The 18,484-nt window shown below is 51.6% G+C and carries 14 protein-coding genes; 8 read left to right on the top strand and 6 right to left on the bottom strand.

What is annotated here, in order from left to right:
- The first annotated feature begins 14 nt into the window (after nucleotides 1–14).
- Both N655_RS21080 and N655_RS20050 read left to right on the top strand, forming a co-directional pair.
- Nucleotides 15–359: a hypothetical protein gene (locus N655_RS21080; RefSeq protein ID WP_349509463.1), complete on the top strand. Its 345-nt coding sequence runs from the start codon at nucleotides 15–17 to the stop codon at nucleotides 357–359.
- Between the two features lie 167 nt (nucleotides 360–526).
- Nucleotides 527–688: a DUF3309 family protein gene (locus tag N655_RS20050; RefSeq protein WP_044933871.1), complete on the top strand. Its 162-nt coding sequence runs from the start codon at nucleotides 527–529 to the stop codon at nucleotides 686–688.
- 243 nt (nucleotides 689–931) lie between these two features.
- Here N655_RS20050 and N655_RS17020 read toward each other — a convergent pair whose 3' ends face one another.
- Nucleotides 932–1,744, bottom strand: coding sequence for a WecB/TagA/CpsF family glycosyltransferase (locus tag N655_RS17020; RefSeq protein WP_044933869.1), 813 nt, complete (start codon nucleotides 1,742–1,744; stop codon nucleotides 932–934).
- Between the two features lie 562 nt (nucleotides 1,745–2,306).
- Between N655_RS17020 and N655_RS0102940 the strand changes: the two genes are divergently transcribed.
- From N655_RS0102940 to N655_RS0102925, 4 genes are read left to right on the top strand one after another with little or no spacing between them, the layout of a single operon-like run.
- A complete protein-coding gene (locus N655_RS0102940; protein ID WP_162173478.1) occupies nucleotides 2,307–4,580 on the top strand; it encodes a GumC family protein in 2,274 nt (757 codons plus the stop codon).
- On the top strand, nucleotides 4,567–5,592 hold the full coding sequence (locus N655_RS19670; RefSeq protein ID WP_162173477.1) for a polysaccharide biosynthesis/export family protein: 1,026 nt from the start codon (nucleotides 4,567–4,569) through the stop codon (nucleotides 5,590–5,592). The genes N655_RS0102940 and N655_RS19670 overlap by 14 nt, the downstream gene beginning before the upstream one ends.
- Before the next feature lie 7 nt (nucleotides 5,593–5,599).
- A complete protein-coding gene (locus N655_RS0102930; RefSeq protein WP_081823542.1) occupies nucleotides 5,600–6,934 on the top strand; it encodes an O-antigen ligase family protein in 1,335 nt (444 codons plus the stop codon).
- 40 nt (nucleotides 6,935–6,974) lie between these two features.
- Nucleotides 6,975–8,255 (top strand): lipopolysaccharide biosynthesis protein, encoded by a 1,281-nt coding sequence (locus N655_RS0102925; protein ID WP_026441788.1) that lies wholly within the window; start codon nucleotides 6,975–6,977, stop codon nucleotides 8,253–8,255.
- Nucleotides 8,256–8,271: 16 nt separating this feature from the next.
- On the opposite strand, the gene N655_RS17010 is transcribed toward N655_RS0102925, so the two are convergent.
- Nucleotides 8,272–9,537, bottom strand: coding sequence for a glycosyltransferase family 4 protein (locus tag N655_RS17010; RefSeq protein WP_049961218.1), 1,266 nt, complete (start codon nucleotides 9,535–9,537; stop codon nucleotides 8,272–8,274).
- Between the two features lie 50 nt (nucleotides 9,538–9,587).
- Here N655_RS17010 and N655_RS0102915 point away from each other — a divergent pair, with 50 nt between their 5' ends.
- Together N655_RS0102915 and N655_RS0102910 are read left to right on the top strand one after the other, a co-directional pair.
- Nucleotides 9,588–10,970 carry a dTMP kinase gene (locus N655_RS0102915; protein WP_026441787.1) on the top strand — a complete coding sequence of 461 codons (1,383 nt, stop codon included), beginning with the start codon at nucleotides 9,588–9,590 and terminating at the stop codon, nucleotides 10,968–10,970.
- 134 nt (nucleotides 10,971–11,104) lie between these two features.
- A complete protein-coding gene (locus N655_RS0102910) occupies nucleotides 11,105–12,121 on the top strand; it encodes a phosphotransferase (protein ID WP_162173476.1) in 1,017 nt (338 codons plus the stop codon).
- Nucleotides 12,122–12,184: 63 nt separating this feature from the next.
- Here N655_RS0102910 and N655_RS0102905 read toward each other — a convergent pair whose 3' ends face one another.
- From N655_RS0102905 to N655_RS0102885, 4 genes are all read right to left on the bottom strand, one after another.
- Nucleotides 12,185–14,110, bottom strand: coding sequence for a right-handed parallel beta-helix repeat-containing protein (locus N655_RS0102905; RefSeq protein WP_081823538.1), 1,926 nt, complete (start codon nucleotides 14,108–14,110; stop codon nucleotides 12,185–12,187).
- Nucleotides 14,107–14,544, bottom strand: a complete 438-nt coding sequence (locus N655_RS20485; RefSeq protein ID WP_155987485.1) for a hypothetical protein — start codon at nucleotides 14,542–14,544, stop codon at nucleotides 14,107–14,109. Before N655_RS20485 ends, N655_RS0102905 begins: the two co-directional genes overlap by 4 nt.
- Before the next feature lie 86 nt (nucleotides 14,545–14,630).
- Nucleotides 14,631–15,461 carry a prepilin peptidase gene (locus N655_RS20190; RefSeq protein ID WP_155987484.1) on the bottom strand — a complete coding sequence of 277 codons (831 nt, stop codon included), beginning with the start codon at nucleotides 15,459–15,461 and terminating at the stop codon, nucleotides 14,631–14,633.
- Between the two features lie 48 nt (nucleotides 15,462–15,509).
- A complete protein-coding gene (locus N655_RS0102885) occupies nucleotides 15,510–18,122 on the bottom strand; it encodes a PBP1A family penicillin-binding protein (RefSeq protein ID WP_349509462.1) in 2,613 nt (870 codons plus the stop codon).
- Nucleotides 18,123–18,484 lie beyond the last annotated feature (362 nt).

Below are 18,484 nucleotides of genomic sequence, written 5' to 3'. Positions count from 1 at the left end.
GGCAAGCCCAGACCATGGGTGGTAAGGATGCTACCAGCAGCGAAAGCATTGTTGGTAAGACCAAAGCCCTGGGGCGGGGGCCACTACGAGTTGAAATTCAGCGAACTCGGAAAGTTTATGGAACTTTCCTCTCCACAGCCTGCGTAATGCAAGAGGAGGGAGTTGGGATGGTTCCATTTTTGCTGTGGTGCCTACTATTTTTCTGCTGTTGGCCATTGGCGCTGCTGGCATTGCTGATTTACCCATTTGTCTGGCTGGTGTTATTGCCATTTCGACTGGCGGGTATTGCAGTGCATGGCATACTCGATCTGGTTGCAGCCATTGTTTTTCTTCCGGGAAGATTGCTTCGCGCCATCTGAATTCCTGCTATGACCAGAAAAGACAGTAAGGTCCCGGTTCTTTGTTTAAATAAAAGGGGTTGAATGTCAGGCAACTGTGGCAACGTGCCTGGAACATAACGAAATTTTAAAATCTTAGATATCCATGACGGAGTTTCTGCCATCTCACTACCAAACATTCTGGAGGGATGGCTGTCATGGTGACAATTCTGCTTATCATCTTAATTCTGATGCTGATTGGAGCTTTTCCTGCGTGGCCTTATAGCCGCAGTTGGGGATATTATCCGAGTGGCGGGGTCGGACTGATCCTTCTCATCGTGATTATTTTGTTGCTGCTCCGCGTTATCTAGCTCTTGGCAAAGCACATGCATAAAGGGCGCCCTAAAGGGCACGCCTGCATCCTGTGAAATGCAATCTTGTTCTATGCAACTCTTCACCCGCGCAAAAATTCACGTAATCCCATCCCTCAATCAAGTGAGCTGGTAAGTTACCGAATAATTTGACCAAGGCAATATGAGTAACGAGAAGTAAGCAGAATATAAGTAACCACATAAAACTACGGTTACTTGTCCATTCAAGTTATTACGATATTATTAGCTGCGCGCCAGGCTGTGGGCTGATCTCTTCGGCAGATCCAGCTCATAAGAGCGTAGCCCCACCCACTGCAGCATGTACAAATATACAAAGCGGGGAATATTCAAAAGATAGCGGCGCCATAGCCTCCTGGGCTCTTGACACAGGCGGTGAAACCACTGTAGACCGCAACGCTTTGCCCATTCCGGAGAGTCTTTCAGCAGACCGCTGTTGATATCAAAGGCAGCACCGACACCAATCATGAGCTTGACGGGAAGCCTGTCGATATATTTCGCCATAAATCGTTCTTGCTTTGGTGTGCTAATGCCGCACCACAGTACATCAGCGCCAGATTCCTGGAGCATTCGGAATAGTTCGGCCTCTTCCTCGGCATTTAAGGGACGGAAGGGCGGGGTGTAAGTCCCAACAATTTGCAATCCCGGAAACCGTTCGGTGAGGGTCTTCTTTAAAAGCTCAGCGACACCTGGTTTGCCTCCATATAGAAAGTGCTTCGAGCCATTCTTTGCGGCCGCTGCGCATACTTCCATCATGAAATTAGGGCCGGCCACCTGTTTCATGTTTTTGTGGCCCATCAGGTGTCCTATCCAGACAGTCGGGATCCCGTCCGGTGTGGTTATCAGTGAGTTGTTCTGGATTTGCCGGAATTCGGGGTCTGTTTGCGCTTCCATGATCCCGTGCATGCCTGTAACGCAGATATAGCCTTTTTTCCCTGAGTGCAAAAATGAATTTACTGTTTCCACCGCAGTGGAGACGTCTAATACGCTGACTCCGACGCCGAGGATATTTACTCTGTCATTTAGCGTTGCACTCATCACTTTGTACCTTCTCGTTATTTGTGATTTAGGGAAAAATCCTAGCCGACTTAGATCTTTGTCTGCCTGGCAGAAGTTGTATGCAATTGTGGTCGCCTGGGGAAGGCGCGTCAAATTCTAAGAAACCACTCATCCTTGAACTCACACTTGTATGCGGCCCAAAAGCAGCAAATACAGCGTGGAATGACATTAACATCCTATTAATATTGGTTCAATGGACGGAATGTACTAAAGCTGGACAGGTCTTAATATGAGATAAAGTTACTAATGGTGACAGGTATAGCTTTCTTATTGACATATACAACATATTGCTTAGACTTAACGCATAACAAATGTAAGTTGCGTAAATCATATTCATCTTACTGAGATAGGCAAATCAATACGGACAAGGCGCATCGAAAAAGTATTCAGTTTTCATTCTGGCCACACTGAGTCCGTTCATGCCAGGCATGCGGCCTAAAAATCAATCCTAAGGGAGCTACCATTCATGCTGATTCCACTTACCCCGGGACACGATCATTCCAATGGGGTGCAAATCGCATTTGTTCCTTCAGATCGAGTTATGGATAACAGGATCTCGTCTGATAAGGAGGGTTCTCTCAAGGACATCTGGCTGGTTTTGCGGAAGCGCAAATGGTGGATTTTTTCGTTTTGCCTCGGTGGTATCGCGCTTGCCGTTCTGGCCTGTATCGTGTTGACCAATCAGTACAGCAGTACGGCCACCGTCCAGGTGGGAAAAGACGAGACGGTCGAGGTCCAACTTAGTTCCAATGCCGGGCCTTCTCTGAGTGAGAGCGATGTGAAAACAGATATTGCTACTCATATGGCGGTGTTACAGAGCGACAGCACGGCCCTGGCTGTGATTGATAAGTTGCACCTTGAAAGTTATAAGCCTTTTGCCTTTAAGCCGACGCTGCTGGGCTGGATTACTGGTAGCAATCGCCGCATTGAAAATGAATTGAATCAGCATTTGCCCTTAAGTGAGTCGCCAGCGAGGCGAGAGCGATTGCTGGCAATCTTTGCTAAGAAGCTTACAGTCAAGAACCCTCCAGATACGCGACTTATAACGGTGACCTTTCTGAATCCGAATCCGCAGCTTGCGGCCAGAATTGCCAATGCTTTGGTGGATGAATATGTAAAGTTTGAATCTGAATCCCGCTCTTCTCGGGAGGCCACGCAATGGCTGGAAACGCAATTGCAGGAATTAAAGCAGAAAATGGATGATTCTCAGCAGGCGCTTTCCGATTATGAGCGCGAGACTGGTTTGAACAGCCTTCTGCTCAACTCAATCGGAGCCTCAGGTGGTGCGGGAGCAGTCACACATATTCCGGTGCTGGATAAGCTGGATGCTCTGAACCAGGAGCTGACTCAGGCAGAAGCCAACCGGGTAGCAAAGGAAGCGATTTATCATCTGACGCAAACGAAAGATTCAAACATTGTGGCAGACCTGGCGTCGAGCTCCCTGCCGCAGATTGCTACGTCTTCAGCAATCACACAAGGGAATGGCCTGGAGCTATTGCAGAACCTCCGTCAGCAGAAGGCCCAATTGGAACTAGCGTATTCCGATGCCAGCACGAAATATGGGGCGCGGAATCCTCGAATTCTGGAATTACAGAGCCAGCTTGCAAATGTAAATAAGCAGATTGCAGATGAGCTTGAGCAGATCAATCTGCGTGCAAGGAATGACTATGCTCTCGCATTAAAGAACGAAGAGGGTCTGCGTGCAGCCTTTGCTGCCCAACAAGCTGCGGCCAGCAAGCTGAATGAGAGCACGGTAAAGCTGCAAATGCTTGCGCAGCAGGCTTCGTCCAGCCGTCAGTTATATGAGGCGCTCTATGGACAACTACAGGAAGCCAACGTGCAGGCGGGACTGCGCGCAACCAACATTAAAATTGCAGATTCTGCGCGGCCTTCGGCGACCCCGGCGCGTCCTAATCCTCCGTTATATGTTGCGATTGGTCTTGCTGCGGGAATGTTATTTGGTGTGTCCACTGCATTCTTGCGTGAGCACATGGATGAAACCGTCAGGACTCACCTGCAATTGCAACCATTGACGAGATTGCCCGTTCTCGCCAGCGTTCCCCGGGTCCACGACAGTTTGCCTGAGCAGAAAAGTGAACGCGGGTTTCTGCCTAAGAGGATCGGAAAGACCAGCCCGCTCCTGGCGAAGCCAAAGTCTGCGTTGGCAGAATCTTACCGGACTTTGCGTACTTCCATTGCACTTGCAGCCGCAGGGCGGCCTTTGCATACGCTGCTGGTGACCAGCCCTCTGGCGGGAGAAGGGAAAACATCGGTTTCCTATAATGTTGCCATTGCGTTTGCGTGTGCCGGCAAAAAGGTGCTTTTGGTAGATGCTGACCTGCGTCACCCACAGCTTCACGAATATTTCAACTGCAGTCAGTCTCCTGGGTTGAGTGAGGTGCTGGCTGATGATAAGCCAAGTGCGGCGTTGATCCAGCCCCATCCTACAGTGCGCAATTTGTTTCTTCTTCCAGCGGGAGAAGCCTCTGCGGCAACGAGTGAGCTGCTTGGTTCAGCAAAGTTGGATGATCTGTTGAGTGTACTGAAGCAGTCCTATGGCCTCATCATCATCGACAGTGCACCGGTACTGCTGACCGCCGATGCTGTGGCTCTGGCGGCCAAAGTAGATGCCACCCTTGGAGTGGTCAGGGCGGGCGTCACGAACAAGGTGGCCGTAGAGCGGGCTGCTTCCGTTCTGGAACGCGCAAGCAGCCGTGCGATGGGTTTTGTTCTGAATGGAGTCAATACTGATTCAGTGGAGTACTACACAGCCTATGGCCATAATGGCGGAGGGAAGTACTATGAGGAAAATTAAGATCCACAAGATGGCGCGGCTTTGGTTGAGGATTTGTCTTTACACGGCCTCGTGTGGTGCTATGCTGGCCCAGCAGGCTGCCCCGGTTGGAGCGGTCAATGCTTCTTCCTCGTTGCCTCTTACCGGCAGTCAGCAGGCGCATCCCACTGAAAACTCCAATAGTGTTTTGACTGCAGTGCCAGATGATTTTTCCACTCTGCGCCTGGCGCCGGGGTTCTTTCTGCACGTTTCTGTTTATGACGAACCAGAATTTGATACGCACACACGGGTCGATGAAAAGGGCGACATCAGTCTTCCGCTTTTAGGGAGCATTCATGTTGGCGGAAAGACCATTCCGGAGGCACAGTCGGAGATCCAGGAAAAGTTTCGGAGCTCGCAGATTTTAAAAGATCCGCAAGTGACCCTCAACGTAGAGCAATATGTATCTTCTAGTGTTACAGTGCTGGGCGAGGTGCAATCTCCGGGGCGGATCCAGTTATTGGCACCACACAACCTGCTGGACGTCATCGGAATGGCAGGAGGTGAGACCAATCTGGCAGGGGACACGATCCAGGTGGAGAGCCATTCAGAAAATGGAACGACCGTGCGCACCTATCATTATTCACGAGGACAGAACGAGAATGAAGCGCGGAATGTGATGGTCTCTCCCGGAGACGTAATCAGGGTCCAGCGGGCTGGTATTGTCTATGTCCTTGGCGCGGTCAATCGTCCGGGAGGGTACGTTATGCAGGAGGACGGTTCACTGAATGTGGCCCAGGCGATTTCCCTTGCCATGGGGACCACCATGCAAGCCAGGATTGGCGGCATCCGAGTTGTACGTCACGATCCAAGCGGAAATCTTTCTGAAATACCCATAGATTACAAAGACATTGTGAGTGGAAAGCAAAAGCCAATTCAATTAGAGGCGGAAGACATCGTCTATGTGCCGGTAAGTAAGCTAAAGTCTGTGTTCACGGCGGGCTCCGGCATTATCGGACAAACAGGTGCGGCCACCATCTATGCGGTGAAGTAGAGGCCGAATGGAATCCTATTTAAGTACAGAAGCGTCGGTGTCTATTTACCCCTGGAAACTGGATGCCTGGCGCTACGCTTTCCGGACAACTGGAATCCCAGGGCTCGCTTTGCTTTGCCTGCTTTTGGGGACCATGATCCAGTATGCGGACCCTTCCAGCGCCGGACCCGCACACACAAGCACCACGATGCTGGTCCTGGTGCGTGGGCCTTTGTGCGTGGCCGCCTTTCTGCTCCTTCTTTTTCAGCCTCGTGCCCCGCGTCTTCACTTACGGGATGCGCGTGTTGTCTTCCTTTTGTTCGCCGCTTTTTATCTGGTTTCCACTTTGTGGTCCACGGAGCATAAAGGGACATTAGGCAAAGGTCTGGAGATATGCCTGGCCGGAGTTGTGTTCTGGGAGACCAGCCGGGAAGAGAATGCTTTGCAGCGTGTCAATGCTCTTCGCCAGATCATCCTTTTAGTCATTTCTCTTGTCGCTGTTGTTACAGTGTGCGGATATCTGGTCCACATCCATGCATTTATCCAAAACCGTCCGGGGATCTTTACGCGCACTACGGCCCAGGCGCCGTTCCTCTCTGGAAATGGGCTGGGATATGTATCGAGCGCCCTTTTCCTGGTTGTGTTTGCGGAATGGCAGGCCAACCGGCTTGCCCGCGGCACGGCGTTCTGCCAGATGGCATATGCGATGTTCCTTTTTGCCTTTGCTGCCAGCCGTACCTCCTTTGCGATTCTTATCCTCAGCGTCATCTTTGTAGTTGCTCGTAAATCAGGAACGCTTGGAGCAGTTCTCACTGCAATTCTGTTTGCACTTGGGTTGGCATTTCAGGACCAGATCATGGTTGCATTGCAGGGGAAAGAGGCAACCAGCGATTTTACGACGTTGAGCGGAAGGACTGTGATGTGGACTGCTGCCATCCGGCAGTGGCAGCAGCATCCGGTCCTGGGTGCAGGCGGAGGAGTTGGAGGAAAAGAGACACTCAAGCATATAGGCGACATTTACCTTCAAACGGCAAGCTCTTTGCACAATGGTTTTATGGAGCTGCTGACTGGTCTTGGTGCGATCGGCTTCGGGCTGGGAATTTATCTGCTGATCCTTGCTACCTTACTTACGTGGCAGGCATGGCGGGACCATCCCGAATATGCCGGTATCTATGTGCTCATTATCCATGTATGGATGACGACGGTGATGTCTACTGGCGTGTTGGGCTGGATGGGTTACGAGATGGCTTTTTTCCTGTGCATTCTTACGAATGTTGATCTCGTCCGGCGCCAGTCGGTCCGTACATATTATCCAGTGTTCAGCGTCACTCAGTTATCAGAGCAGGCTGGCTTTGCGAAATAGAGCTTCCTCAGAAAGCGCCCAGGTAGCTGGCAAAAAATCAATGGCATATGGCATTTTCAAATTGTTCCAGCGCAGACGCTACCAGACGGTTGCAGACCAGTTCATTGTGAGCGGTTCCAATTTTGCGACCGGAATTATTCTGGTGCGCGGTCTGGGGCTGGAACAATTTGGTGTATTCACGGTTGCTTATGCCTTGTTGCTTCTGGCCAACAGTATTCAGTTGAGTTTTATCGCTTCTCCCATGATTACCTGGGCGGGGCTGTTTCCAGAAGAAGACGAGCGGACCAGCTATTTACGTGGAATGTATGGCGTACAACTCTGGTTCTGTGTTTTTGCGTCGATCGCGATTGCTCTGGTTGCCATCATTTTTCTTGCCGCGCACCGGGGTTTCGGGACATTTGAAGAATTGCCCGCCTTTCTGTTCTGTGTCGTGGCCTATCTTATGCAGGACTGGCTGCGCCGGTACTACTTTGCGAAAAATCAATCGCTTCACTCTGTATGGAATGATGCCATCAGTTATCTGGGCCAAACGGTCATCCTCCTGTGGTTGATGCATACCCATGAATTGACTGTGAGATCGGCCTTCTGGACAATTGCGACGACCTCTGCTCTGGCCTTTGCAGTGGGAGCGGCCATGGAAAGGCTGGGCTGTTCAGCGAAGGAGCGCAGAAGCGCGTGGCAGCGTTCCCGGGGCATGTCTCGCGATCTTGCCATTGCCAACCAGTTGCAATGGTTTGTCTATCAGGGGGCCATGTTAATTGGCGCCAGTGTCCTCGGATCAGAAGCAGCAGGAAGCATCCGGGCGACCCAGAATGTCGTGGGTCCGGTCAATGTTGCCTATCAGGCGATGGAAAATATCGTTCCCTTAAAAGCCAGTGAAGAGATGCGTAAGGGCGGAGTGGCAGGCGCGGCCCGCTTTTTACTGCAATTTGGAATCAAAGGCTTTGTCGTGCTTACGTTTGCTTTTCTTGCGATTGGGCTTTTCTCCAAGGATTTTCTGCGCTTCTTTTATGGGAGGAAAGTGGCTGTTTACAGCGGAATTCTGGACTTACAGCTCCTTTATTTTCTCTTGTACTGGCCTTTGCGCCAATATAGTTATTTATTTCGGGCGACAGGAGAGACGTCAGCAATTTTCAGATCGTCGCTCGCAGCTGCTGCTTCCAGCCTTGTTCTGGTGTGGCCGTGTATTCACTTCTTTCATGCTATGGGAATCATGATTGCTGCTGTTTGTGGTCAATTCGCGAATTTACTGTGGTTTGTTTATGAGTGGCATCGGACCAAGGCCAGAAAACTTTCCATGGTAGAAATGGAGATTGTTTAAAGGAACGGAGGAGCGGTCATGTCTTCTGGATCGTGCGATAAAAGGAATAGAGGGTGCGAACATTTTCATCCCATGTAAACCGGCCTGCACGTTCCCGGCAATGGGCAACGAGAGAGTTCCGCAAGCCAGAGTCTGTGGCCAGTCGGACCATTGCCGAGGCAAGCGCTTTCTGAACAAGAGAATCATCCTGCCCTGCTGTTTGAATCACAATGCCGCAGGTGTCATCCACAAATGTTCCCGGGCCACCCAGATCAAGGCAGATGACCGGGAGTGATGCAGCCAGAGATTCAAGCACAACAAGGCCGCCTGAATCATGAAGGCTGGGAAAGACGAAAGCAATGTTGTCGGCATATTCGCGCGCAATGTTTTCATGGGGCTGCCATGGCAGCCAGTCAATCAACGAAGAAATTCCGTATTGACTGGCGATGTTTTTCAGCCATGCTGAATCCTCACCTTCACCGATGATGCGCAGGCGTGCATCAGGGACCTGGCGTAAAACGTCAGGAAACGCGCGAAGGGCCAGGTGAATTCCTTTCCAGTAAAGCAGGCGGCCGATGAACAGGAAGCTTTTTCTGGAAGGTTGCGATGGCAGAGTCGATTCTTGCACGGTGATCCCGATGGCGGGCAAAATAATGCATTTGTGGTGATAGCGTCTGGGAACATGCTGACGAGTTTCCTGGGTAGTGCAGGCAATCAGCACAGCGCGCGAAAAGGTCAGATGCATCAAAGGATCGATGCGGGCCCAGAAAATGGCGAGATCTCGCAGCCGTTCGAGAATGCGGCCTTTTCGGCTGAGACCTGTTCGGAGCGGTAGCGGGGAGGTTTCCCCTCCACCCACTGGACCAAGAATGAAGGGAATACCGAGCCATCCCATAAAAGATGGCTGACGGAAAGTTACAAATGTTATGTGGTGAACTAAGTCAAACTTATAAATTCGATGCATCTTGCGCGCATAAAAATATGCACCTAACTGCCATAACAAATAGTAAACAAATAGGCCGACTGGCAAGCGTTTCCAGCGTCTGCACCAGGAGGGAAGATCATAATACAGAGGAGTGACAGGGATGTTCTGTCTTTCTCGTTCTGCTTCAATTGCGGTTGCATTATTTCTGCGGGTAAGCAAAAAGACAGCATGACCTTCGCGGCAGAGAGAAAGCATCCAGTTCCAACCTACGGCAGGTTCTGAACCTTTGTTCGGTTCACAGGCATAGGCGGAAAGCAAAATTTTCATGTGAAGCGAAAGGCCCCCAATCGCAGCGATGGTCTTAAAAAAATGTATCATTTCTGCTGCTTCAGGCAGACAGTTGCAGCGTGAAAGGTGGAGGTAGGAGTTTGTTGGAGATCCCGGAAAAATCGGCCAGCACAAGCAACGGTCATGTTGTCCGTTCATTCGTAGCTCGCCTGCTGCTGAATAAACTTGCAGAGCAAAGTCAGGGCTATTGCATACTGACCGGATATGAGGGCCTGCCGGATGATTTTGATTCCGATATTGACTTCATGGTTGGTGAAGAGGATTTCCGGCGCGTACCAGAATGGATCGCCTCCATTGCACAGGAATCGAATACTACGCTGTTCCAGGTCATTCCGCACGAAGTATCCGCGCGTGCTTTTCGCTTGGCGATGCTGCATGAATCAGAACTGACCCTCATCCAGCCAGATTCCTGTTTTGACTATCGTCACTTTGGAAGGCTTTGGTTCAGGGCTGAAGAGGTCCTGCGCGATCGCAGAATGCATGACAGGGGCTTCTGGATTCCCAGCGCCCGCCATGAGTTTGTCTACTATCTCATCAAGCGGCTGAACAAACAAGACTTCAGGCAAGAGCACGGCGCGCGCCTGTCCCGGCTCTATGCAGAAGACCCTGAGAATTGCACTGCTTTGCTGCGCCGATTCTGGACGATGCCAACAGTAGAAGGCATTGCGAAGATGGCCCAATCCGGTGACTGGCAGCCACTGATGACAAATCTGCTGATGTATCGGCAGGAGATGCTACGTCATTCATCCGGAAGCGTAGGAGAAAAGGCGATCACACGATGGAAAAACGTGCAGCATGATATGGAGCGTATCTTATTTCCGACGGGAGGATGGATTGCCTTCATTGGACCAGATGGATGCGGAAAGTCTTCTGTGATTGAAGCGATCGTCCGCGAATTTGCTCCTGCGTTTCAGAAGATCGAACGGTTCCATTTGCGGCCGGGATTATTTCCCGGACATACGAAACCGGGGTCTGCCGTGACAGATCCCCATGGCAAGCCGGCGCGAAGTTTGTTGATGTCCGTTGCCAAGATGGCGTATCTGGCAAGTGATTACTGGCTGGGATGGATCCTGAGGGTGCGACCAGCCATGATGCGAACACGGCTGGTTGTATTTGACCGGTACTTTTATGACATTTTGGTTGATCCCAAGCGAGTAAGGTATGGCGGCCCGAAGTGGTTCTTGTCCTTACTGCTTAAGGTCCTGCCCGAGCCAGAACTGGTGGTCCTATTGGATGCTCCTCCGGAAGTGCTCTGGTCGCGTAAGCAGGAAGTCCCTTTTGAAGAGGTGGTCCGGCAGCAAGAGTCTTATCGTGCGTTTTCCAAAACCTGCAACCGAGTTGTTGTTGTTGATGCGGCCCAACCGCTTCGCACTGTAGTGCAGCAAACAGCACAGGCATTGCTCACACATTTTTCTCGCCGGACTTATGCACGACTGAACCTAGGCAAAGAGGAAAACAGGTGAGAGGGCCTTTGCATCAGGAGACGCTTATTGCAGATTTGCCGGCCCACAAGCAGGTTTGGCAGGCCACAGTGCAAAGGATCTTTCTGTTTCCCGACCAAGAGCCAGGACCCATACATCCTGAAAAAGAGTTTCTGGTGATTTTCCAGGGAAAAGATCCGCGCTGGATTGTTCCCAACCGCAGCCGTGCGGCCCTTCCTGTGTTTCAAAGCTGGAGACCGTATGGTACAAAAACGAGGGTCCAATGGGCAGGAGTGGTTGCCGCATGTAGATGGAATGCGCTGGTATTGCTGCCTGGTATCAAAAAGACCAGGGCGCAGTGTAACCTTGCGTATTGGGCTGAGCACATACAAAACGTCCATTCCGGTTGGGACATTCTGGGACACATCGGAAATCCCTCCCCGACGCAAAAGGCCATCCTGTTCTTTCTTGACCGGCATTCCATTCCGGCCGTGGCGAAAATTCCTTTGACGGAAGCAGCAGCAACAGCAATTTTGAATGAGGCTGCCGTTCTGCGGAGAATGCGGAAGAAACACATTGTCCCTGAAGTGGTTTTCGAAGATCCAGAGCGCGGTATCGCGGCGCAATCCTGGATGGCGGGCCAGCCAGCAGCACGCCGCTTTGGCGAGGAGCACTTGGATTTTCTCTTGCGGCTCTCCTGCGAAGGCCACAGCGCTCGATTATCTATGTATCGTGATGGCATGATCGCTTTGCTGCAAAAGCTTCCATGGCAAAAGCTGGAATGGCAGCAGATTGAAGCGGCCGTTTCGTTACTGGACAATGAAGAGGACCTGCCTGCTTTTACTGAGCACCGCGATTTTGCTCCTTGGAACATACGGCGCCTTTCAGACGGCAGCATTACGCTCATCGACTGGGAATGGGCCATCGAACAGGGCCTGCCCTGGCTGGATGTTTGTCGGTACTTCTACATTCAGGACTATCTGTTTCAAGAATCAAAGAATGTTTGGGAGCTGCTGAAGTCCCATCCTCTGCTTCGCAAATATGCGTCCGGATGCGGCTTGTCTGCCCGGGCAATTCGGGGTCTCACCGCATATTATTTGCTGCGCAGCCTGCATGAGGACGTGAACAGCGGAGAGAAAGAGCGAGCGCAATATATCTTCAGGCAGGTGCAATCTTTGTTGCAGCAGAAATAAAAATTGGCCGCAGTCATTGCTGGCTGCGGCGCAAAAAAGTTATGGTTTCGGATTGTGATCAAGCTAGGAAGCGGGTCTGACGTTTACCATCAATGTAATCGAATGAACACGGCTGCCGCTGACGGCAAAGATCGTAACGGGTACTGTTTGCGCCGTGGCAGAAGAGGATGCTTTCAGCGTAAGAACAGAATTTCCGCTGGTTAAGGTTGAGGGGCTGAAAGAGGCGCTTACTCCCGAAGGCAGCCCGTAGATAGAAAGCTGTACCGATCCATAGTTGTAAGACCGAATCTGCAGTGGAATCGAGACAGATCCATTCGACATCGTGTAAGAAGAAACATAAGAGGCAGCATTATGCGCCTGGATGTGGAAGTCAGTGTAGCCAGGGGTGGGGAGACCGCATCCGCGGGCATAAATCGAGGACAAAGCCCAGTCAGAGTTGTAGTCCTGCCCCGTCGTGGACTTCCAGCCGCTAAAATTGACGTGCTTACCCAGGGGAACAATATAAGTTGTCGAAAGCTGTCCGTTATACCAATAGTTATTGTTGGATTGCAGGCTGTCTGCAAACTTTGACCAATCGCTACCGCTCAAGTAGGTATTAAAAACGTATTGGTTAGAATTTGCTGCCGTGATTACGTTGTTTTCCAGTATCGTATTTGTCGTAAAGGTAGTTTCTGTCTGGCCGGTTTGGAAGTTTGTAAAGACGCGGCCTCCAGCTTTTCCGGCAAGAAAGAAGTTTCCGTTCTGGAAGCTGTTCCCGCCGTTGTTGTAAAAAACGTTTCCTGTCATGGTGAGATCAGCAGTATTAATCAGGTGTAGGCCCATTCCTCCCGAGCAAAGACTCGTGTTCTGAACTGTAATGGGTCCCTGATTGGCTTCCAGTTGCAGATTGGCTACGGTGTTTCCCACCAGCTGGCTATTGGCTACAGTGATGGTTGCATTATCAGTATCAAACCACAGACCCTGGGCTGCGTTGTTGTAGGAGCGTTGTGCATTTACCGTGACGCTGCGAGCATGCATGATCTTGGTGCCCCCTTGGCCAAAATCATAGAGACCTACCATCTCACCGCGCCAGTTATTATAGTCGGTTTCGTTATTTTGATAGAGAGCATTTTGCACATTGTAGGCGGCCAGACCGACCCCGCCGTTATAGCTTGCGGTGGAGTTCTGGATGGTGTAGTGATTGCTGTTGCTGAGGCCCAGGCCGCCCCAGTTGTTCCAGTTCACCTGTACGTCATCGAACAATATGTTGGAACTGCCGAAGACGTTGGCCCCATTCTGGTTCATGCAAGAAGCAGCATGTTGAAGGACCAGGCCGCGAAAGACAAGGTTCTTTCCGTTGTCTACTTCGAGGGTCTCTCTGCGGTTGGAGACCTCGACTGTAGCCGTATTCATATCGGTGCCGGAAGGCGGCCAGAGGTCTAGTTCCTGATAAGTGCTGTTGACAAAGAATGTACCGGGTCGCATCTGAGAGATCGAGGCGACCTGTGTCATCGGCTGGCCATTGACAAACACCATCTCATTGTTGAGAACGATGCCGGGCATTCCTGAATACCATCCTGAAGGCAGAGGGCACCCACCCACGGAGTCCTTCCAGGAATACGCATAAACATTTGTATTTTTCTTGTACCAATTCGTTAGCAAATCGGCCCCGTCAATAATTGCGGTGCCCTGGGTCGTGGCCTGTATGGTAATCGGGGCGCTGGTTTGATTGTATGGGCTGATCTTTACGAACTCGCGATATACGCCTGCGTCAATCAAGACTTTCGTCCCGATCCCGGCCCGATTATTGGCGAGCGCTTTTTGTACGGCAGCACTGATGGTTTTGAATGGTTGTGTGGGCGAACCAGGATTGGAATCAGAGCCTGTAGTTCCGTTTACGTGAAGATAGATGGTCTGGTTTTCAACTACATTCGCCTGGGCCTCAACGCGCAGAGACGATACCGCAAGCAAACTACATACGAGTGCGACGAAAAAGAATCTCGACTTCATAAGACAGCCTTCTGAATCACTAAGGTTGGGGGAGTTGTCATTTGAAAAGATTTCGCACTACTTTTCTTATTCACAGCAGCACTTACTCTTTCCCGGAATGCGCAAATATCGTTATCACCCAGCAACAGTTCGGAGCCTGGCAGACCACCAATGATCCGGCCACCGCTGCCAGACAGACCTATTGCTATTCGCAAATCCAAGGAGAGGAAGAAGAAGCAGCGCTTTACTGCTTCTGAGTGGCACAAACCTGTTGCGCCATTTGCAAAGCAAAGGAGTATCGCTTCTCGGAGCAAGAAGAGCAGAAGCCTTTTGTAAAAGTGTGTTTGAAGAAGTTGTAAAACAAATTTGTAAAAATCGCAAAGGGAAAAAGAAATATTTTTCGGGGAGAGTATGGAAAAAGATGCAAGTGTTTTAATTGCTCTTTCGCATGACAAAAGCAAGAAAAAAATTCCCTAACCTATGTAAGTTTTTCACTTAAAGCGAAGATAGAAGATCAGGCTGGAGTGCTGATGCCACGCTGTTACTTGAAGAAGAAGTGGAGATACCAGCGTATGGTTTGGGGTCCCATAAAAATGGCGTAGATGGCACTGGCGCAAAGGAATGATCCATAGGGTAGGGCCGTGGCCCTCCAGAGACTGGCAGCACGGGAAGAATCAGGTCCACCTTTCGAATGGACTGATTCACGACGGGGCCGCTTGGTCTGTGCAAGGTGCTTTCCGGCAAAGGGAAGAAGGGCCAAGCCAAAGACTGCTGTGCAGACTGTTCCCAGGAACAGAACAAGCAAAGTCTGCGGAGGGCCAAGCCATGCAGCAATCATGGCCAGCAGCTTTACATCGCCCAGTCCCAGGCCTTCGCTGCGGCGTAGCATCCAGTACAACCATCGAAGCAGCAGCAGAGCCAGACCTGCGATGATTGCATCAACAAAAGACCATACCGCGGCGTGCCAGCCCGCGACAATTCCGGAATAAAGAACACCCAGAACGATACCGGGCAGCGTGAAGGCATCAGGTAAAAGCAGGGTCTCGGCATCCATTACGGCCAGGCCGAGTAGCAGGAAGCAAAGCAGACACATACCCGCAGACTTGACGCTTACTCCCCATAGCAGACCGCAAAGAAGGAATAAAAACATTGAGCTCAGCTCAACCAGTGGGTAACGTGGCGGGATCCTCCACGCACAGGACCGGCAGCGTCCCCGCAACAACAGCCAGCTCAGTAAGGGGACATTATCGCTGGGCCGTATGGCTGCGCCACATGCTGGGCAATGGGAGGCAGGGGAAATGATGGATTGGTGCCTCGGCAGACGTGCAATGCAGACATTCAGGAAGCTGCCCATCGCCAGCCCAAAAAGCATGAAGAAGATGGCTGAGAGTAAGACCACAGGAGGAAGTATAGATGCGGATTACTGAGGATTCTCCTGCTGCTGGTCTGTTTTGTCTTTTTTGCCCAAACCAAAGAGCTTGCTGAAAAAGCCACGCTTCTTTTTCGGTTCCTGTGGCTGCTGTTGCTGGTTTTCTGCGGTGACCGCGCCGGGGGCCGGATTCGGGGATGGTGCCACCGGCCTGACCACCGGAGGAGGCGGACCCTGCACAGATGGCACCGAAGCCTGTTTTTCTCCTAAGCCGAAAATCTTCTGAAAGAGATTGCGCTGGTCTCCGTTGGCATGATCGCAGGTGTCTGTAGGCTGCGTGCCGTCCAGAAACGCCACAGTGTAGGTGTTATCAGGACAGGCCGCGTCGGCCAGCAGATTTGTATTTTTGTCCAGGGTCACCAGAGAGACACCCGCAGGAACAGGGAATTCCGTCACATCCGAGTATTGGGGCAGAGCAATGGCGCGCTTCATAAATTCTGCCCAGATCGGGGCGGCCGCCTGCATTCCCTGGAGCTTGATGTCAGTGTAATCGTCGTTTCCAACCCAGACGATGCAGAGCAGGTTCGTTGTATATCCGGCAAACCAGGCATCATTCGAGGTGCCGGTCTTTCCGGCTGCCGGGGCGGTGAAGCCCAGAGACCGCACCACGGCGCCCGTGCCGTGGTTGATGACATTCTCCAACAGGTTCGTCGTTAGATAGGCCACCCTAGGATCCAGCACAGGTTTACTGGTGGGGGAATAATCGCTGATGACGTCGCCGGTAGAGCTTCGGACAGAGGCCAGCATCCAGGGGTCAATTTTGATGCCGCCATTTGCAAACACAGTATAGGCGCCAGCCATCTCCAGAGGGGTGGCATCATAAGCTCCAATCGCAACAGAGGGCGTTCCGCGGGCAGATCGGATGCCGGCATCGCGCGCCAGAGCGGCCACATTGTTGAATCCGACCATTTGTGCCAGTGCAATCGTGGCCACGTTTTGTGATTGCTGAAGAGCAAATGCGGCAGTGATCATGCCATATTGCTCGTTGTGAAAATTGTGTGGGGTATATTCCTGATTGCCCACCATGTAGGTAGTTGGCTGGTCGTTCAGCATGGTGACCGGGGTAAAGATGCCGCTGACGCCATCACTATTTGTGAGCTGTGCTCCGGTCAGGCTGGTATTGAAAGCAGCTGCATAGACAAAAGGCTTAAAAATGGACCCAGTAGGGCGATGCTGCACGGCATGATTAAACTGGCTCATGCCATAATTGCGGCCGCCAACCAGGGCCAACACTTGTCCAGTATGGGGGTTCAGTGCAACCAGAGCGACCTGCGGGTAGGTAATATTGCTGTCCACCGTGGCCGGACCATTCTTGGAAGCGCGATGCGTGTGCCGCTTCAAAATGAGTTCGTCTACCCGCTTCATCCCCTCGGTGACGGCCTCTGTCGCTGCGGCCTGCAGCTGTGGATCTAGAGAAGTGTAGATGCGCAGCCCTTGCTGGTTATATTGATCATCGCCTAGCTTCTGTACGATCTGGTCGCGGACAAGGTCCACAAAATAAGGAGCTTCATTCGCGTCCACACTTTGTGAGGCCAGCTTAAGCGGAGTAGCCTTGGCCTGTTCTGCCTGCTCTTTGGTAATGGCCCCGGTTTCCACCATGGCATCCAGAACGACATTGCGCCGTTCGAGAGCACGGGCCGGATGCCGGTATGGATTCAAGCGGCTCGGGCTCTGGATCATGCCCGCAAGCAACGCGCACTCTGGCAGGTTGAGCTGGCTGACGTCTTTGCCAAAATAGGCCTGTGCAGCTTCACCAAAACCGTTGATGGCAAAGCTGCCGCGCTGTCCTAAAGGGATGTCATTTGCGTAAATTTCGAAGATCTTTTGCTTGCTGAAGCGGTGTTCCAGTTGAAAAGTAATGAGAATCTGCTTCAGTTTGCGGCGAAGCGTCCTCTCCGGAGAGAGAAACACATTCTTTGCCAGTTGCATGGTCAAGGTGGACCCCCCACCCACATAACGCCGATCTCCGCGCAGATCGTGCCATGCCCAGCCAATCATGGAATAGTAGTCCACGCCGTCGTGCTCAAAGAAACGACGGTCTTCAATCGCTGTTACAGCGGGAACCAGATAGCGGGGTAGTTCACTATAGGTCACCAACCGCCGTTTGATGCGGTTTTGGTCAGAAAGTCCGGTAATCAGCAGCGGCTCCAGCTCATAAGCGGCAAGGGGTTGACCGCTGGCGTCGGTAATCTGGCTGACTTTGCCGCCGCTGAAGCTGATCGTGGCACTGTCTGGAGCGTGATAGGACTGCGGCCCCGGGTGCACGGTGATGCTGCTGCCAGAAAGCTCATAAGTGCCCATTGGGGAGGCAGGGCCCACGCCAGACTCGCTATATCCGGCCGTGCGCAACTCCTGTGCCAGAAAGGATGCCGTGAGTTTTTGTCCGGGACGGACCTCGCGCGGGGCTGCATAAATCCTGGCTGTGTTCGTGAACAAGGGTTTTTCCAGCCGCTCGTCCACGATGTGTTTGTATTTGAAGTAATAAAAGGTGGTGATTGCGGCAAAAAGCAGAAAAACAATCCCGGCGACAGCACCAACGCCCATGAGTATGGACTTGTTCCAAAGATTGCCGGACACAGAGCGGGAAGCGAATTTAACTTTCACGGCCAAGAGAAACTTCCATCTTTCATTGTATCGGCTGGAAACCAGATGTCTGGCCTGTATGACGCGCCAAGCGGACCGGAGGTGGGCTGAAAATGAAGAAGGAGAATCCAGAAAGAGAACATTTTCTTATATTTCTGGCCAAAGACATCCCTTCTGAGTATCAGCAGAATTTTTACGCCGCAACATATACAAAAATAAATCTTGCAAAAAACTCAAAATTGTATACATAATTCAGTACCTTCCAAACTTGCCCGGATGTTGCAGCGAAATCCCGTTCAAAAGGCGAGAAGGAGGTCCCCGGCAGCCTGGAAACCGTTTCCTGGAATGGACCGGTTTTTTGGAGCTGCGCCGCGGAATATGGC

The sequence above is a fragment of the Pseudacidobacterium ailaaui genome, from assembly GCF_000688455.1.
GTDB lineage: Bacteria > Acidobacteriota > Terriglobia > Terriglobales > Acidobacteriaceae > Pseudacidobacterium > Pseudacidobacterium ailaaui.
The sequence above is the reverse complement of the archived record's forward strand: the minus strand, read 5'-3'. Positions and strand labels throughout refer to the sequence as shown.

Bases quoted from the DNA above. Each gene is read 5' to 3' on its own strand.
- N655_RS21080 (WP_349509463.1), top strand. From the start codon at position 15: ATGGGTGGTAAGGATGCTACCAGCAGCGAAAGCATTGTTGGTAAGACC.
- N655_RS20050 (WP_044933871.1), top strand. From the start codon at position 527: ATGGCTGTCATGGTGACAATTCTGCTTATCATCTTAATTCTGATGCTG.
- N655_RS17020 (WP_044933869.1), bottom strand. From the start codon at position 1,744: ATGAGTGCAACGCTAAATGACAGAGTAAATATCCTCGGCGTCGGAGTC.
- N655_RS0102940 (WP_162173478.1), top strand. From the start codon at position 2,307: ATGGATAACAGGATCTCGTCTGATAAGGAGGGTTCTCTCAAGGACATC.
- N655_RS19670 (WP_162173477.1), top strand. From the start codon at position 4,567: ATGAGGAAAATTAAGATCCACAAGATGGCGCGGCTTTGGTTGAGGATT.
- N655_RS0102930 (WP_081823542.1), top strand. From the start codon at position 5,600: ATGGAATCCTATTTAAGTACAGAAGCGTCGGTGTCTATTTACCCCTGG.
- N655_RS0102925 (WP_026441788.1), top strand. From the start codon at position 6,975: ATGGCATATGGCATTTTCAAATTGTTCCAGCGCAGACGCTACCAGACG.
- N655_RS17010 (WP_049961218.1), bottom strand. From the start codon at position 9,537: ATGATACATTTTTTTAAGACCATCGCTGCGATTGGGGGCCTTTCGCTT.
- N655_RS0102905 (WP_081823538.1), bottom strand. From the start codon at position 14,110: ATGAAGTCGAGATTCTTTTTCGTCGCACTCGTATGTAGTTTGCTTGCG.
- N655_RS20190 (WP_155987484.1), bottom strand. From the start codon at position 15,461: ATGCTTTTTGGGCTGGCGATGGGCAGCTTCCTGAATGTCTGCATTGCA.